At 66.1% G+C, this 16,236-nt stretch carries 16 protein-coding genes; 7 read left to right on the top strand and 9 right to left on the bottom strand.

Going from position 1 to position 16,236, the window contains the following annotated elements:
* Nucleotides 1–13: 13 nt before the first annotated feature.
* The 7 genes from ACH49N_RS07415 to ACH49N_RS07445 all read right to left on the bottom strand — a co-directional run bounded on the left by ACH49N_RS07415 (nucleotide 14) and on the right by ACH49N_RS07445 (nucleotide 6,313).
* Complete coding sequence (locus tag ACH49N_RS07415) at nucleotides 14–1,069, bottom strand: hydrogenase expression protein HypE (RefSeq protein WP_159919128.1); 1,056 nt, start codon at nucleotides 1,067–1,069, stop codon at nucleotides 14–16.
* Between the two features lie 150 nt (nucleotides 1,070–1,219).
* Nucleotides 1,220–1,993, bottom strand: coding sequence for a hydrogenase nickel incorporation protein HypB (gene hypB, locus ACH49N_RS07420; protein ID WP_358271374.1), 774 nt, complete (start codon nucleotides 1,991–1,993; stop codon nucleotides 1,220–1,222).
* 5 nt (nucleotides 1,994–1,998) lie between these two features.
* Complete coding sequence (gene hypA, locus ACH49N_RS07425; RefSeq protein WP_109326702.1) at nucleotides 1,999–2,328, bottom strand: hydrogenase maturation nickel metallochaperone HypA; 330 nt, start codon at nucleotides 2,326–2,328, stop codon at nucleotides 1,999–2,001.
* A gap of 91 nt (nucleotides 2,329–2,419) precedes the next feature.
* A complete protein-coding gene (locus tag ACH49N_RS07430) occupies nucleotides 2,420–3,568 on the bottom strand; it encodes an acetyl-CoA C-acetyltransferase (RefSeq protein WP_358271377.1) in 1,149 nt (382 codons plus the stop codon).
* A gap of 13 nt (nucleotides 3,569–3,581) precedes the next feature.
* On the bottom strand, nucleotides 3,582–4,196 hold the full coding sequence (locus tag ACH49N_RS07435; RefSeq protein ID WP_109326700.1) for a TetR/AcrR family transcriptional regulator: 615 nt from the start codon (nucleotides 4,194–4,196) through the stop codon (nucleotides 3,582–3,584).
* Between the two features lie 99 nt (nucleotides 4,197–4,295).
* Nucleotides 4,296–5,096 (bottom strand): SDR family oxidoreductase, encoded by an 801-nt coding sequence (locus ACH49N_RS07440; RefSeq protein ID WP_358271379.1) that lies wholly within the window; start codon nucleotides 5,094–5,096, stop codon nucleotides 4,296–4,298.
* Nucleotides 5,093–6,313 (bottom strand): acyl-CoA dehydrogenase family protein, encoded by a 1,221-nt coding sequence (locus ACH49N_RS07445; protein ID WP_358271381.1) that lies wholly within the window; start codon nucleotides 6,311–6,313, stop codon nucleotides 5,093–5,095. Before ACH49N_RS07445 ends, ACH49N_RS07440 begins: the two co-directional genes overlap by 4 nt.
* Nucleotides 6,314–6,361: 48 nt before the next feature.
* Here ACH49N_RS07445 and fadD3 point away from each other — a divergent pair, with 48 nt between their 5' ends.
* Genes fadD3 through ACH49N_RS07470 form a run of 5 tightly spaced genes read left to right on the top strand, consistent with a single transcriptional unit; the run spans nucleotide 6,362 to nucleotide 11,961 of the window.
* Nucleotides 6,362–7,912, top strand: coding sequence for a 3-[(3aS,4S,7aS)-7a-methyl-1,5-dioxo-octahydro-1H-inden-4-yl]propanoyl:CoA ligase (gene fadD3 / locus ACH49N_RS07450; RefSeq protein WP_159919124.1), 1,551 nt, complete (start codon nucleotides 6,362–6,364; stop codon nucleotides 7,910–7,912).
* On the top strand, nucleotides 7,909–8,781 hold the full coding sequence (locus ACH49N_RS07455; RefSeq protein ID WP_159919123.1) for an enoyl-CoA hydratase: 873 nt from the start codon (nucleotides 7,909–7,911) through the stop codon (nucleotides 8,779–8,781). The genes fadD3 and ACH49N_RS07455 overlap by 4 nt, the downstream gene beginning before the upstream one ends.
* A complete protein-coding gene (locus ACH49N_RS07460) occupies nucleotides 8,781–9,941 on the top strand; it encodes an acyl-CoA dehydrogenase family protein (protein ID WP_358271383.1) in 1,161 nt (386 codons plus the stop codon). The genes ACH49N_RS07455 and ACH49N_RS07460 overlap by 1 nt, the downstream gene beginning before the upstream one ends.
* On the top strand, nucleotides 9,938–10,906 hold the full coding sequence (locus tag ACH49N_RS07465; RefSeq protein ID WP_358271385.1) for an acyl-CoA dehydrogenase: 969 nt from the start codon (nucleotides 9,938–9,940) through the stop codon (nucleotides 10,904–10,906). Before ACH49N_RS07460 ends, ACH49N_RS07465 begins: the two co-directional genes overlap by 4 nt.
* The gene (locus ACH49N_RS07470) at nucleotides 10,903–11,961 is read left to right on the top strand and encodes an acyl-CoA dehydrogenase family protein (RefSeq protein ID WP_358271386.1); all 1,059 of its coding nucleotides are present in this window, start codon (nucleotides 10,903–10,905) and stop codon (nucleotides 11,959–11,961) included. Before ACH49N_RS07465 ends, ACH49N_RS07470 begins: the two co-directional genes overlap by 4 nt.
* Nucleotides 11,962–11,970: 9 nt before the next feature.
* Here the strand turns inward: ACH49N_RS07470 and ACH49N_RS07475 are convergent, their stop codons facing one another.
* Entirely contained in the window at nucleotides 11,971–12,549 is a 579-nt protein-coding gene (locus ACH49N_RS07475) for a cold shock domain-containing protein (RefSeq protein WP_358271388.1), read from the bottom strand.
* Nucleotides 12,550–12,636: 87 nt separating this feature from the next.
* Between ACH49N_RS07475 and ACH49N_RS07480 the strand changes: the two genes are divergently transcribed.
* Complete coding sequence (locus tag ACH49N_RS07480) at nucleotides 12,637–13,974, top strand: DUF222 domain-containing protein (RefSeq protein WP_358271390.1); 1,338 nt, start codon at nucleotides 12,637–12,639, stop codon at nucleotides 13,972–13,974.
* A 342-nt stretch (nucleotides 13,975–14,316) separates the two neighbouring features.
* Here ACH49N_RS07480 and ACH49N_RS07485 read toward each other — a convergent pair whose 3' ends face one another.
* The gene (locus ACH49N_RS07485; protein ID WP_358271392.1) at nucleotides 14,317–15,141 is read right to left on the bottom strand and encodes an HAD-IIB family hydrolase; all 825 of its coding nucleotides are present in this window, start codon (nucleotides 15,139–15,141) and stop codon (nucleotides 14,317–14,319) included.
* 66 nt (nucleotides 15,142–15,207) lie between these two features.
* Between ACH49N_RS07485 and ACH49N_RS07490 the strand changes: the two genes are divergently transcribed.
* Nucleotides 15,208–16,089 (top strand): aldo/keto reductase, encoded by an 882-nt coding sequence (locus ACH49N_RS07490; RefSeq protein ID WP_250772960.1) that lies wholly within the window; start codon nucleotides 15,208–15,210, stop codon nucleotides 16,087–16,089.
* Nucleotides 16,090–16,236: the final 147 nt, after the last annotated feature.

The following is a 16,236-nucleotide window of genomic DNA, read 5'->3' on the forward strand; positions in this document are numbered from 1 at the left end:
GGCCCGAGCTGGGCTACCAGGTGCGAGTGGCGCCTGTGGTCAGTTTCGTGCCGCGGCTACGCCACTGCGGCTCTTTGTCCAAGGTGTTCTTGGTGATTCTGCGCAGACTGCGGATCGCGGAGCCGTACAGACCGGATGCGGTCGTGGACAGTCTTCCGCCGGGCGGCTCGTCCATGAAAGGCATGAACTTGTCCGGGAATCCCGGCATCGTGCAACCGATGCAGATCCCGCCCACGTTCGGGCAACCGCCCACACCGTTGATCCACCCACGCTTGGGGACGTTGCATTTGACGACGGGGCCCCAGCAGCCGAGCTTGACGATGCACTTGGGTGAGCCGTACTCGGTGGCGAAGTCACCCTGCTCGTAGTACCCGGCCCGGTCACAGCCCTCGTGAACCGTGCTTCCGAACAGCCACTGCGGACGCAGCGCGTCGTCGAGCGGAATCATCGGCGCCTGATCGGTGGCCATGTACAGCAGATAGGTCAACGTCTCGGACAGATTGTCCGGCTGGATCGGGCAACCCGGTACACACACGATCGGAATGCCCGCCTTCGATTTCCAATCCCAGCCGAGGTAATCGGGGACGCCCATCGCTCCCGTCGGGTTGCCGGCCATCGCGTGGATACCGCCGTACGTCGCGCACGTACCGGCAGCCACGATTGCCGTCGCTTTGGGAGCCAGCTTGTCGAGCCACTCACTCGTCGTGACGGGCTGACCGGTCTCCGGGTTGTTGCCGAAACCGCACCAGTACCCCTCGTCGTGAAGTTGCTCATTGGGGATCGACCCCTCGACGACCAGTACGAAAGGTTCCAGTTCGCCGCGGTCGGCCTTCCAGAACCACTCGATGAAGTCGTCGGCGCCACCCTCGGGCCCACATTCGAAGTCGATCAGCGGCCAGTGCACGGCCACCTTCGGCAGGCCCGGCAGAGCACCGAGAGCGATTTCCTCGACACTGGGCTGAGTGGCAGCGGTCAAGGCCACCGAATCCCCGTCGCAGCTGAGCCCCGCGTTGATCCACAGGACGTGGATCAGGGTTTCCTCGGCTTTGATTGCTTCCTGTGTCGGCATAGCAGGTCGCTTTCCGGAACCGAACACGGCTCCTGTCGCCACCGGGGTCGACCGTCGGCCCACCTGTGTGACGCTATTCCCTATTTAGCTCCTCACGGCGTTCGCGTGTCAACGGCCCTCAGGTACATCGGGCCAGTTCAGCCGTGACCGTTACTGCGCCGCGATCCAGTCGTACCACTGCTGCATGCCCTGTCCCGTGGTCGCGGACAAGGTGATCGCCTCGAGATGGGGGTTCACCGACCGGGCGTACTTCGTGCAGAGATCCACGTCGAAGTCGACGTACGGCAACAGGTCCGACTTGTTGACCACCACCAGATTCGCCGCAGCGAACATATGCGGATATTTCAGCGGCTTGTCGGTGCCCTCGGTCACGGAGATCACCACCACCCGGGACCGCTCCCCGAGGTCGAACAGCGCCGGGCACACCAGGTTTCCCACGTTCTCGATGAACAACAACGAGTTCGGGCCGGGATCGAGCGCCGTCAGCGCATCGCGCATCATCTCCGCGTCCAGGTGACACCCCGCCCCCGTGTTCACCTGCACGACAGCGCAACCCGTCGCCTCGATCCGGTTCGCGTCGAGCATCGTCTCCTGATCTCCCTCGATCACCGAGACCGGACGGTGTCCGCCGATGTCGGCGATGGTCCGCTCGAGCAAGGTGGTCTTCCCGGACCCGGGGGAACTCATCATATTCAGCGCGAGGACGCTCCGTTCGGCCAGCCAGGCCCGGTTGCGCTCGGCCGTCAGGTCGTTCTTGGCCAGCACCTTCTGCTCGAGGGTGACCGTCTGGTGCTCGTGCTCGTGCTCGTGGTCGTGCGGGTGCTCGTGGTCGTGCGGGTGCTCGTGGTCGTGCGGGTGCTGATGGGTGTGGGGGCGGCTGACCCTGGTACCTGTGTCGTCGCCGCATCCGCAGGTGGCACACATACGCCTCAGCTCACTTCCATCGAGAGGATTCGCAATTCCCGGCCCGAGGTGACCTCGACATCGGCGCTTCCACACGGACACAGCAACACCAGGTCGGTGAGCGAGAACGTGGTGCCGCACTCGCGGCACTGCGCGCTGCCCGGGGAGTGGTCGATGTCGAGTCGGGCACCATGCGCCACAGTCCCTTCCGTGACCAACTCGAAACAGAACTGCATCGAATCAGCGACCACCGCGGTCAGGGCGCCCACCTGAACCCGCACACTGTGAACGGTCCGTCCGGCGGCTTTCTCGCAGACGGCATCGACGACGCTCTGGGTGATTGCCAGTTCGTGCATCACGACCCCGCTTACGGACTCGTCACCTCTCCCTCGAGCGTAGCGCTTCGCGCCCGTGAGTACTTCTTAACAATGGAAGGTTAATAAGTACTCACAGTCGTTCGATGATAGTGGCGTTGGCGGTGCCGCCTCCCTCGCAGATGGTCTGCAGACCGTAACGGCCGCCGGTGCGCTCGAGTTCGTTGAGCAGCGTGGCCATCAGTTTGGTGCCGGTCGCGCCCAGCGGATGTCCCAGGGCGATCGCGCCGCCGTTCACGTTGACCTTCGCCGGATCGGCCGCGATCTCCTTGATCCATGCGAGCACCACCGGGGCGAAGGCCTCGTTGATTTCGACGAGGTCGATGTCGTCGATGCTCAGGCCGGTCTTCTCCAACGCGTAGCGCGTAGCCGGAATCGGTGCACTCAACATGAAGATCGGGTCCGCGCCGCGGGCACTGAGGTGATGGATGCGGGCACGCGGAGTCAGTCCGTATCGCTCGACAGCCTCAGCGGACGCGAGAAGCACCGCGCTCGCGCCGTCGGAGATCTGGCTCGCGACTGCGGCCGTCAACCGGCCACCCTCCGTGAGCGTCTTCAACGACGCCATCTTCTCGAGGCTCGTCTCACGCGGACCCTCGTCCGTCGTCACATCCCCGAACGGGACGATCTCGCGGTCGAAGCGGCCCTCCGCGATCGCCGTCCGCGCGCGCTCGTGGCTCTGCAACGCCCAGCGCTCGAGTTCCTCCCGGCTGATGTCCCACTTGTCCGCGATCAACTCCGCGCCGCGGAACTGCGACACCTCCTGGTCGCCGTAGCGCTCCACCCACCCCGTCGACCCCCCGAACGGGGTGTCGAATCCGTACTGCTGCCCCACCATCATCGCCGACGCGATCGGGATCTGGCTCATGTTCTGCACGCCGCCGGCGAGAATGAGGTCGGCGGTGCCGCTGAGGATCGCCTGCGCGCCGAAGTGCACGGCCTGCTGACTCGACCCGCACTGACGGTCGACGGTCACACCCGGAACCTCCTCCGGATATCCGGCCGACAGCCACGCCGTCCGTGCGATGTTGCCCGCCTGGCCGCCGATCGCGTCGACGCACCCGAAGACGACGTCGTCGACGCCGGCAGGGTCGATGCCGGTGCGGTTGACGATCGCCTTGATGACGTGCGCACCCAGGTCTGCGGGGTGCACGCCGGACAGGCCACCCTTCTTCTTGCCGATCGGGGTCCGGACGGCGTCGACGATGTATGCCTCGGTCATGGAGAACTCCTAGTCAGATGGTTCTGGGGCTCGCGAGTCCGTCGAGGACTATCGAGAGGTACTGCTTGGCGACCGTGTCGACGGTCAGGGAGCCGCCGGGCCGGTACCAGCGCACGGCAACCCAGGCGGTGTCGCGCATGAAGCGGAAGGCGAGTTCGACGTCGATGTCGGGGCGGAAGCTGCCGTCCCGCACACCGGCCTCGAGCACACCGACCCACAGCTCGCGGAATTCGGTGTTCAGTTCCGCCAGGTAGGCGAAGCGTTCGTTGGCGACGAGGTGCTTGACCTCGTCCTGGTAGATTGCCACCGCGGAATGCGACGTGTCGATCGCCTCGTACGAGGTGGTGACCAAGGCTTCGAGGGTCGCGCGGCTATTGCGCCCGGACGCCACGATCTCGCGGTACTTGCCGAACAGGTCGTCCAGGAAGTCTCGTAGTATTTCGTCGACCATCGACTCCTTGGAGTCGAAGTGGTGGTAGAGGCTGCCCGACAAGATGCCGGCTGCGTCGGCGATGTCACGGACGGTGGTGGCCCGCAGACCACGCTCCGCGAACAGCTGGGCCGCGATCTCGAGCAGCTCGGCCCGGCGTCCGGTCTTGGACGTCTCGTCGATTCGGGGTGCAGTCATCATTCCATCCTATCAACCAAGCGCTTGCTAGGGCCTCCGGCCCTGTGCGCCCTTCTGGTTGCTCCAGCTACCAAAAAGGCGCACGGGCGGCGGAGCCGCCTACGCCCGCTGCGACGACACCGACACGACCTCACCGGTGAGATATGTGGTGTAGTCGCTGGCGAGCATCGCGATGGTCGCGGCGATCTCCCACACCTCGGCGGCGCGTCCGAACGCCTCCCCCGACGCCAGCCTGTCGAGAAGTTCCTCGCTGGTGACCTTGGCGAGGAAGGCATGACGGGCGATGGACGGCGCGACAGCGTTGATCCGCACCCCGTACTCGGCGGCCTCGATGGCGCTGCACCGGGTCAGGGCCATGACCCCTGCCTTCGCAGCCGCATAGTGCGCCTGCGAGTGCTGCGCCCGCCAACCGAGGACGGAGGCGTTGTTGACGAGCACTCCGTTGTGCTCGACTCCCTTGAAGTAGCGCAGCGCCGCGCGGGTGGCCCGAAATGTTCCCTTCAGGGTGATGTCGAGGACGCGGTCCCACTCCCCGTCCGTCATGTCGACGAGAGGCGTCTCACCGCCGAGCCCGGCGTTGTTGACGAGGACATCGATCCGACCCAGAGCGTCGGCGGCCCCGGAGATCAGCGCGTCCACCTGTTCCGTGCTCGACACGTCACAGGCGAGCGCCTTCACCGTGCGTTCGGGAAATTCGGCGGCAAGCTTCTCCTGCGTCTCGCCCAGGCGGCGTTCGTGCCAGTCGGACACCAGCACGTCGGCACCTTCGAGGAGGGCGCGACGGGCGGATGCGAACCCGATGCCGGTGCCGGCCGCGGCGGTCACGACGACCTTCTTGCCCTTCAGCAGGTCGTGTCCCGGCGTCTCGACGGGCGCGGTGGCAAGTGGAGCAGTAGTCACGGTCGTGCCTCTCGGGGAAGTCCGAGCACGCGCTCGGAGATGATGTTGCGCTGGATCTCGTTGGATCCGCCGTAGATCGTGTCGGCGCGGGTGAACAGGAACAGCCGCTGCCATTCGTCCAGTTCGAGATGTTCGGGGTCGGTGATGTCCGACGACGGTCCCGCGGGTGCCAGCAGTGATGCCGCACCCTGCACGTCCATTGCCAATTGGCCGAGGTCGCGATGCCAATTGGCCCACAACAACTTTGCGACCGAGGCTTCGGGACCGGACGTGCCGGCGTCCACCGCGTCGAGGGTACGCATCGCGTGCGCCCGCATGACCCGGAGCCCGACCCACGCCCGCGCAATCTTCTCCCGGATACTCGGATCGGAGGCCGCGCCGTTGGCATGGGCGAGGTCGACGATTCCCTGCAGTTCGCGGGCAAAGCCGATCTGCTGGCCGAGGGTGGAGACCCCGCGTTCGAAGGTGAGCAGGCCCATCGCGACCCGCCAGCCGTCACCAGGTTCGCCCACCACGAGATCCGCGTCGGTCACGGCGTCGTCGAAGAACACCTCGTTGAACTCGGACGTGCCGGTGAGTTGCTGAATCGGGCGCACGGTGACGCCTGGCTGATCGAGGGGGACGAGGAGGAAGCTGAGTCCGTGGTGGCGCTTCGACCCCGGCTCGGTGCGGCACAGCACGAACGCCCACTGCGCCACGTGAGCGAGCGAGGTCCACACCTTCTGCCCGTTGATCACCCACCTGCCGCCCTCGAGCCGGGCCGTCGTCGCGACGTTGGCGAGGTCGGATCCGGCGCCCGGCTCGGAGTATCCCTGCGCCCACAGTTCGGTGACCGTCTTGATCCCGGGGAGGAAACGACGCTTCTGCTCCTCGGTGCCGAACGCGATCAGAGTCGGCCCGAGCAGTTCCTCGCCCACATGACTGACCCTCGCCGGTGCCCCCGACTTCGCGTACTCCTGGTGGAACGTCACCTGCTGGGCCAGGGTGGCGCCGCGGCCCCCGTACTCCGCAGGCCAGCCGAGGCAGGTCCACCCCGCGGCCGCGAGGTGGCGGTCCCAGGCGAGTCGTTCTTCGAAGAACTCGTGCTCACTGCCGGGTCCACCCTTGCCTTCAAGGCGTGCGAAGTCGCCGGTCAGGTTCTCCGCCAGCCAGGTTCTCACGGTCTGGGCAAAGTCGTCGTCGGTGATCAGCCCGTCCGGGCTCTCGCTCTGGTCCACGTCTGTAAGATAACCTACCAAGCACTTGCTAGGTAGGTAGGGAGCGAAGTGACCGCACAACCGACAACCACTCCGGCCGCCGTGATCGCGGCCGCACACGACTTCGGCGAACGCGAAGCCGTGGCGGACGGCGACGTCCGTCTGACCTTCACACAGCTCCACGACCGTGTCCGCGATTTCGCCGCAGCGCTCTGCGCCCGCGGCGTACAGCCAGGTGAGCACGTCGCGATCTGGTCTCCCAATACGTTTCACTGGGTGATCGCGGCACTGGGGGTGCACTACGCGGGGGCGACGCTGGTCCCGATCAACACCCGCTACACCGCGACCGAGGCCCTCGACATCGTGGAGCGCACGAAGTCCGCCGCGCTGGTGGTCGCAGGCATGTTCCTCGGCACCGACCGGTATGCGACCCTGCGAGACGAGTCGAGCACCCTCGACCTGCCGACCGTGGTCCGCGTCCCCGTCGACGGGGGCGACGTCGAAAGACCCGGAGTCCTCGACTTCGACGACTTCCTCGCCCTCGCCACGGACGACACCCGGGCGGCGGCAGACAGGCGGGCCCGGGCCGTCGACGCCGAGGACATCGCGGATGTGATGTTCACGTCCGGGACCACGGGACGGAGCAAAGGTGTGCTGAGCGCACACCGGCAGGTGGTGGGGATCGCGCGGGCCTGGGCCGACTGTGCCGAGGTGACTGCCGACGACAACTACCTCGTCATCAACCCGTTCTTCCACACGTTCGGATACAAGGCGGGCATTCTCGTCTGCCTCCTCACCGGGGCGACCGTCGTGCCGATGGCCGTGTTCGACGTGCCCAAGGTGATGGCCACCGTGCACGACGAACACATCACCGTGTTGCCCGGTGCCCCCACGATCTTCCAGTCGATCCTCGACCACCCCGACCGCTCCCGCTACGACCTGTCGAGTCTGCGCATCGCGGTGACGGGCGCGGCAGCGGTCCCGGTGGCGCTCGTCGAACGAATGCAGTCCGAGTTGAGCTTCGAAGCAGTCCTCACTGCGTACGGCCAGACCGAGGCGGTGGTGATCACCATGTGCCGCACCGACGACGATCCCGTGACCGTCTCGACCACGTCCGGTCGGGCCATCCCCGGTATGGAGGTGCGGATCGGCGAGCGGGGCGAGATTCTGGTGCGCGGGGAGAACGTCATGCTCGGCTATCTCGACGACCCGGAGGCAACGGCCCGCACCATCGAGCCGGACGGCTGGTTGCACACCGGTGACGTCGGGGTTCTCGACGACCGCGGGTACCTGGACATCACCGACCGCCTGAAGGACATGTACATCTCGGGTGGCTTCAACGTGTACCCGGCCGAGGTGGAGAACGTTCTTGCGCGCCTGGACGGCGTTGCCGAATCCGCCGTCATCGGTGTACCGGACGAGCGCATGGGCGAGGTCGGCCGGGCGTACGTCGTGGCGAAACCGGGCACCTCCCTGACCGAGGACGACGTGATCGCCTTCGGCAAGAAGCACCTCGCGGGATTCAAGGTCCCCCGCACCGTGCGATTCGTCGACTCTCTGCCCCGGAACCCGTCCGGGAAAGTAATGAAGAACATCTTGCGTGAGGAGAAATCATCATGACGGTCCCCGACGAGGGTGACGTCGTCACCTACGACGTGCGCGGCGGTGTGGCATTCGTGACGCTCAACCGTCCCGATTACCGGAACGCCCAGAACTCGGTGATGACGTACGCGCTCGATGCCGCGTTCGAGCGGGCAGTCGAGGACGACGAGGTGAAGGTGATCGTCCTCGCCGGCAACGGAAAACATTTCAGCGCCGGACACGACATCGGCACACCGGGTCGCGACCATCACGTCCACTACGACAACAAGGCCGTGATGTGGTGGGACCACGTCGACAAGCCTGGTGGCGACCAGCGGTTCGCCCGGGAGATGGAGGTGTATCTCGGGATGTGCCGCCGGTGGCGCGAGATCCCGAAACCCACCATCGCGATGGTGCAGGGAGCCTGCATCGCGGGCGGTCTGATGCTGGCGTGGGTGTGTGACTTGATCGTGGCGTCCGAAGACGCGTTCTTCTCCGATCCGGTCGTACGTATGGGTATTCCCGGTGTCGAGTACTTCGCGCATCCGTGGATGATGAATCCGCGGTTCGCGAAGGAAATCCTCTACACCGGTGATCGATTCCCCGCACAACGCGCCTACGAGGTCGGCATGATCAACCGCGTGGTTCCGCGAGAGGACCTCGAGAAGGAAACCCTCGCGATCGCCGGACGGATCGCTGCCATGCCGCGCTTCGGGCTCGCGCTCACGAAGAAGGCCGTCAACCAGTGCGAGGACCAGATGGGCATGCGGAACGGTATGGACTCCGTCTTCGGATTGCACCATTTCGCGCACGCGCACAATGCCGAGATCGACACGGATCCGCTCGGCGGCATGAACGCCAAGTCGATGGCGGAAAGCGCACGTAACTCGGAGAACGGGGCCAAGTAGTGGATCTGGAGTACGACGACACCACTCTCGCGTTCCGCGACGAGGTACGAGCGTTCCTGAAGGACAACGTGCCGACGCGCCCCCTGCCGTCGATGGACACGGCCGAGGGTTTCGAGGCTCACCGGCAGTGGGAGCGCACGCTCGCCGACGCCCGCCTGTCGGTGGTGTCGTGGCCGGAAGAGCTCGGCGGCCGCGACGCCTCACTGCTGGAGTGGGTGGTCTTCGAGGAGGAGTACTACCGCTCCGGCGCGCCCGGGCGGGTCAGCCAGAACGGCATCTTTCTGTTGGCGCCCACACTGTTCGAGCATGCCAACGCGGAGCAGCTGGCACGCATCATGCCCCGCATGGCCCGGGCCGACGACATCTGGGCCCAGGCCTGGTCGGAACCGGAGTCGGGCAGTGATCTCGCCTCACTGCGTTCCACCGCTCGCCGCGTCGATGGCGGCTGGGTGCTGAACGGACAGAAGACGTGGAGTTCCCGAGCCACCTTTGCGGACTGGGGGTTCGGTCTGTTCCGGTCCGACCCCGACGCGCAGCGGCACAAGGGCATCACCTACTTCATGTTCGACCTCCGCTCCCCGGGTGTCACCGTGCGCCCGATCGACCAGCTCGACGGCGAACCCGGTTTCGCCGAGATCTTCCTCGAGGACGTTTTCGTCCCCGACGACCCGGCCCACCCGGGCGAGTCGGGCGTGATCGGCGGTGTCAACGAGGGCTGGCGCGTCGCGATGAGCACCGCGTCCAACGAGCGCGGTCTGTCCCTGCGCAGCCCCGGCCGGTTCCTTGCCACCGTCGACCGGCTGATCGAGCTGTTCGAGTCGACGGGCCGCACCGAAGACACCGCGTTGCGTAACCGCGTCGCGGACGCCTGGATCGGGGCCCGCGCCTATCAGCTCAACACCTTCGGCACGGTGACTCGTCTCGCCGAAGGCGGGCAGCTGGGCGCCGAGTCGTCGATCAACAAGGTGTTCTGGTCGGAGTGGGACATCGCCACCCACGAGACCGCCCTCGAACTGCAGGGGGCCTCGGCCGAGCTCGCCGACAACTGGATGGACGGCTACCTGTTCTCCCTGTCAGGCCCGATCTACGCCGGCACCAACGAGATTCAGAAGAACGTCATCGCCGAGCGGTTGCTCGGCCTACCCAAGGCGGATAAATGAGATTCGCGCTCGACTCCTCCCAGCAGGATTTCGCATCCAGTATCGATGCGCTGCTGTCGAAGTCCGATATGCCGGCGGTGATCCGGTCCTGGAACCGCGGTGACACAGAACCCGGCCGGAAGGTGTGGCAGCGTCTGGCCGAGACCGGGATCAACGGGTTGCTGATCGGTGAGGAGCACGACGGTCTGGGCGCAGACGCCGTCGACCTCGTCGTCGCCGTGGAGCAGCTGGGGCGCCACGCCGTGCCCGGCCCGGTGGCCGAGACCATCGCTGTGGCACCGCAATTACTCGCACAGGCCGCACCGGGGCGCCTGTCCGCCCTCGCCGAAGGCTCTCTGGCTACCGTGGCCGCTCCCCCACACGTGCCGTTCGCCGTCGATGCGGACACCGCGGATTTCGTGCTCCTCGTCGAGGACGCGTCACTTCACCTCGGTGATCCGGGGGTAGTGCAGGACTCTGTCGACCAGTCCCGCCGCCTCTTTCCCGTGACCGCCGGACAACGACTGGGCGCGGTCGAGTTTGGGCCCGCCTTCGATCTGGGCGCGCTCGCAACCGCGGCGCAGCTGCAGGGGCTCGGACACACCCTGCTCGAGATGACCACCGATTACGCCAAGCAGCGCAAGCAGTTCGGCAAGGTGATCGGGCAGTTCCAGGCCATCAAACATCACCTCGCGGAAGTGGCCGTCGGGCTGGAGATGTCCCGACCGCTGCTGCACGGCGCGGCGCTGTCGGTTCGGGACGGCTCCCCGGACGCCCCTCGCGACGTCTCCGCCGCCAAGGTGGCCTGCGGTGACGCCGCCTACCGGGCGGCGCGCGTGGCGCTGCAGGTGCACGGCGCCATCGGCTATACCCAGGAACACGATCTGTCGCTGTGGCTTACCAAAGTCCGGGCACTCGTCACCGCTTGGGGCACAACATCTTTCCACCGCGGTCGCGTGGTCGATTCCCTCGTGGGTGCGTCATGAGCTTCGACAACGACGAGCAGGCCGACCTCCGCGCGTCCGTACGCAACCTGCTGTCCAAGCATTCCGACTCCGGTGCCGTCCGCCGCGCTATCACTACCGAACACGGCTACGACGAGGCCCTCTGGACACGGCTGTGCGAGCAGATCGGCGTCGCGGCACTGGCCATCCCGGAGAAGTACGACGGTGTCGGCGCCTCCCTGCTCGAAGTACATGTGGTGCAGGAAGAACTGGGGCGGACGCTCACACCGTCACCGATGCTGGGCAGTGCCGTCCTCGCCGCGCAGACCCTACTGCTGTCGGGCGACGACGACGCCTGCGGCCGGCTACTCCCGGCTATTGCCGCGGGTTCGGTGGCTGCATTGTGCTGGGCCGGTTCCGAAGGCTGGTTCCGTTTCGGGGTCACCGCGGCGGGCGAGACCCTCTCGGGTACGGCGCAGTACGTCCTCGGCGGCGACGTCGCCGACGTGCTACTCGTCCTCACGGACGACGGCCTGTTCGAAGTTTCGGCGACAGCGGACGGCGTGACCAGACGACGGGTACCCACGATGGATCCGACGCGGACGCTGGCTGAGGTGACCTTCGACGACGTGGCCGCACGCCGGCTGGTGTCGTCACCCGACCTCGTCGACAGCATCCGTACCGTCGCGCTGATCGCCCTGTCCGCGGAACAGGTCGGCGCGGCGTCCGCAGTGTTGGAACAGACGGTCGAATACGCGAAGTCGCGCAAGCAGTTCGGGCGGGCCATCGGGTCGTTCCAGGCGCTCAAGCACCGCATGGCCGACATGTACGCGTTGGTCGAGACGGCGCGCTCGATGTCGTACGCCGCGGCGCTGTCGGGCACGCACGAGGACGCCGTCATCGCCAAGGTGTACTGCTCCGAGGCGCTGCAGTCGGTGGCAGCCGAGGCCATCCAACTCCACGGGGGCATCGCGATCACCTGGGAGCACGACACCCAGCTCTACTTCAAACGCGCTCACGGCAGCGCCCAGCTCTTCGGGCAGCCGCGGGACTATCTGCCGCTTTTGAATTCGGAGGCTTGGCGACGAGGGAAGTAGCGAGCAGATCTACTCTGCTTCCCGAACGTCCAGAGCGCGGTGGTGGTAGCCGTCCTGCGTTCCGCTGACCACTCTCTCGGGCTCGAAGGTGACGTGCTGTCCTGGCGTCAGCGAACGGAAACCTGGGCCGGCGACGTTGCTGAAATGCGTCCACGCGCCGCCGGGGGTGGCGTCGGAATCGATCACACCCCAGCCCTCTTCGTCGTTCCAGGTGCGCACAATACCGGTGGTTCTCTCGGCATGTACGCGTGGTGGCACGGGAGGGAAATCTGCTTCGGTCATCTCCCTCCCCGTGCCGTCGGAAAAGGTGATCCACACCCTGGTCGAGAACGGGCTGTCCGATCGCGGCGCGACGTACGGTTCGCTGCCCACGGGCCACGCGCGAATCGTGCAGAAATCGCACCCCAGCATGGGGCTGTCGAGGACGTCCCACTCGAACTCCACCTGCTGGCCCTCGCGAAGGGCGGGGAAGCCCTCGACCGCCACGCTGTGGAACAACGTCCAGCATCCACCCGGCGTCTCGTCGGAATCGATGATGCCCTGCATCCTCCCGATGTCCCAGCTACGGACCACCCCGGTAGTTGCCATGCCGTCATTGTCCGCTTCACGATGATGCGGTTGGGCGGGATTGACAGGCCGTTGACTCGAACACGCGTTCGAAGTAGGATTCGATTCATGGGGATGGGGGAGGATATCCAGGGGGCGTTGCCGGACGAGATTCTGGCGACCGCGGTCGGTGATGCGTGGCGTCTGGCCGAGGCCGAGTTGCTCGCATCGGTGGTTGCTGTGTCGGAGGAGATTCAGCGACTCGAAGCGTTGCGGGTCAGGCTCGTCGGTGCCGTCGACCACCGCTGCAAGGTCGATGTGCTGGGATTTCCGAACACCAAGATGTGGCTGGCCTCCAAGACGTTGCTCGAGGTGGGTGCGGCGGGACGCATCGTGATGCTGGGACGAGGTTTACGTTCCCAACCGGAAATCGCGGACGCCTACTTCGACACCACTATCTCGGCGGAGCACACCGCACTGATCATGAAATTCTGCGAGCGGCCGCCCAAAGGCATGCCACTCGAAGCGATGGACGACTGCCGAAACGCGTTGCTGTACGCGGCGAGCGGTCCTACCGCCAACACCGACGCCGTGCGGGCCGTCATCGCCCGACTCGAACGCGCCTTCGAATCCGACGACCCGCCGCCCGCCGAAGACACCGAACTCAACGAATTCCACGCCTCCAGAACGCTCAACGGACGCGTCGCCGTCAAAGGCGACCTCGATGCCGTCACCGGTGAAATGCTGCTCTCCGGGCTCTCCGGCCTCTCCCAGCCGCGACCCGCGCAGGACGGAACCACAGACACCCGCACCCCCGGACAGCGACGGGCCGACGGGTTCACCGAACTGCTGCGCCGGTACCTCAACTCCGCAATCGCCGGCGAAGAAGGCGGAGAACGACCCCACGTCTCCCTCCACATCAACATCAAAGACCTCGCTGACCACGCCGACCCCGCCAACCACGCCAACCACGCCAGTGCAGAAGATCGGCGCGGCGCCTGCGCGAGGGACGCGTCGCTGTTCGCGGTCGAGGGGGTCGCGTGGACCGAATGGATGGGACCGCTGAGCCTGCGAGCGGCTCGGCTCCTCAGCTGCGACTCGATCTACACGCCGATCGTGCTCGACGACCACGGTGCGCCACTCGACCTCGGCACCACCACCCGGACAGTGACCAAACGACAACGAAAAGCGCTGGTCGCGAGAGATCGGGGATGCGCATTTCCCGGATGCGGTGCGCCACCCTCATGGTGCGAGGGCCACCACATCATTCCGTGGTCCAAAGGTGGACCCTCCGACATGGACAACCTGGTGCTGCTCTGCGGGTTCCATCACCGACTGCTCCACCACAGCGACTGGGAAATCGAAATGGGGGCAGACCGGCACCCCGTCTTCATCCCGCCCCGGCAAGTCGACTGGGCACGCACACCCATACCCGCGCACAACCAGGCCCGACCCCGAGCTGCCTGACACCCGAGGCGCGACACACATCTGCCGACTCCGCAACAGGACCACGCCTGTTGTGGAGCCGGCATGCCGTCATGCCAAGCGCCCAACGACCCAGCGCCCAGGCCAGACGGCAGCGAACCGCGTTGTGGTCCCCTTCGATACAGCCGATTCTCCAAGTGGAATCCGGTGTGGTTTCGACCAGGAGTCCAACCACGATCTACGGGTCGACTCGAGCTCTCTCGAGTAGCCGACCTTGCGCAGATCGTCCTTCTTCTCGGCTTCGAACTAGAAGGTGTTGACGTCGTAGAGCCCCAGGAAAAAATAGCCAGTCCGTCCATCGAAGACGGTGGACTCGTTAACCACTCACGGGCGCGAAGCGCCTACCAGCTCCTCCAGGTACGTGGCGACGGCGTCCTCGTCGTTGCTCGGCAGCACACGGTCAGCCAGCGCCTGGACCTCGGCTATGGCGTTCGACGGGCACATTGCCGTCCCCGCCCAGGCCAGCATGGGCAGGTCGTTGATCGCATCACCCACGACGGCCACCTCGGACGCTCCGATTCCGTCGACGGCGCACAGTTCGGCGAGTGCACTGGCCTTCGACACACCCGATGCGGCCATTTCGACGTACGGCGCGCCGGAATGTGTCAGCTCGACACCGTCGACGCCGGCGGACAACGCCGTCCGGTACAGGTCTGAACTCGACACCTCCGGGTGTCGGGCGACGATCTTCACCATCGGCTCGTCCAGGTCGGGCAGCAGCTCGGACAGCGACATGTCGTGGGGGTGCCGGTGGTGGTCGGCGAAGTCGCACAGCGCGGCGTACGCCGGCTCGGCGACGAAGCGGGTGGGTCCCACGTTCGCGAACACGACACCCGGGAGCAGCGTCCGCACCCTGCTCATTGCGGCCGACGCGGAAGCCATCGCGATCGACGTCGTGGCCGTCACGACTGGGGTGCCGTCGGCGAGGTCGAGGACCACGGCGCCGTTGGCACAGATCGCCCGGCCACGAAACCCGCACGACTGCGCCAATTCGTGCACCGAGTGGCGGGCCCGGGCGGTTGCCCAGACGATCTCGATTCCGGACTGCTGCGCCTTCGCCATCGCGTGCGCGGTGCGGGACGAGATCACCCGGTCCGAGCGCAACAGGGTGCCGTCGAGGTCGGTCGCGAGGAGCCGGATTTGCGTCACCCCCGCATGATGCCAGGCCGAGCTTGTTGCGCGCCGGACACCATCACAGTCGATAGCCTGGACACCATGAGTCCTCGAGTACCGCACATCGTGCTGAATTCCGGAACCACCATCCCGCAGCTCGGCCTGGGAGTATGGCAGGCCACCAACGACGAGACCGAACACGCTGTCCGGTTCGCCATCGACGAGGCGGGCTACCGACACATCGACACTGCCGCCGCATACGGCAACGAGGAGGGGGTCGGGCGCGGCATCTCCGGCTCGGGCGTCGACCGGGAAGATATTTTCCTCACCACCAAGCTGTGGAACTCCGACCAGGGCTACGAGCCGGCGCTGAAGGCTTTCGACGCCAGCCTCGGCCGGCTCGGCCTCGACTACGTCGACCTCTACCTCATCCACTGGCCGCTCCAGGACGACGACCGCATCCTGCGCACCTGGGATGCGATGGAGAAGATCGCCGAATCGGGGAAGGCCAAGGCAATCGGGGTGTGCAACTTCGAGCCACGACATCTGCAGCTGCTGGTCGATCGGGGTGGTGTCGTACCCGCCGTCGACCAGGTGGAGCTGCACCCCCATCTCGCGCAGCTGGACATCCGCAAGTACGGCGCCGAACACGGCATCGCGGTGGAGTCGTGGAGCCCGCTGGGCGGCACCAGCAATTCCGGTTGGGGCAGCGACTCGAAGCCCAACACGCTCCTCACCGACCCGATCATCACCCGCATCGGCGACCGACACAGCAAGACTGCGGCGCAGGTCCTGATCCGTTGGCATCTGCAGAACGGGCTGATCGTCATCCCGAAGTCGGTGCACGACGCACGCATCGCCGAGAACATCGACGTCTTCGACTTCGAGCTCACCGAGCAGGACCTCAGCGAGATCGAGACGATGGACGACGGCACACGCGTCGGCGCCCACCCGGACGAGCTGAACATCGGCGCCCCGGAGTAGGCCCTCCGGGCTCGTGCGCCTTTTTGGGCTCTACTGCTGTGATCGTGGGTGGGTTCGGTGCGGGTGAGGGCGCACGCCGTTGTCCCAGTAGCGTTCTGGCTTGTCTAGGGTCAGTCGGCTACATATGTGGGGAACGGCGTGCGCGAA

Origin of the sequence: Rhodococcus sp. NPDC019647, from assembly GCF_044389235.1 — a bacterium.
Classification (GTDB): domain Bacteria; phylum Actinomycetota; class Actinomycetes; order Mycobacteriales; family Mycobacteriaceae; genus Rhodococcus_F; species Rhodococcus_F oxybenzonivorans.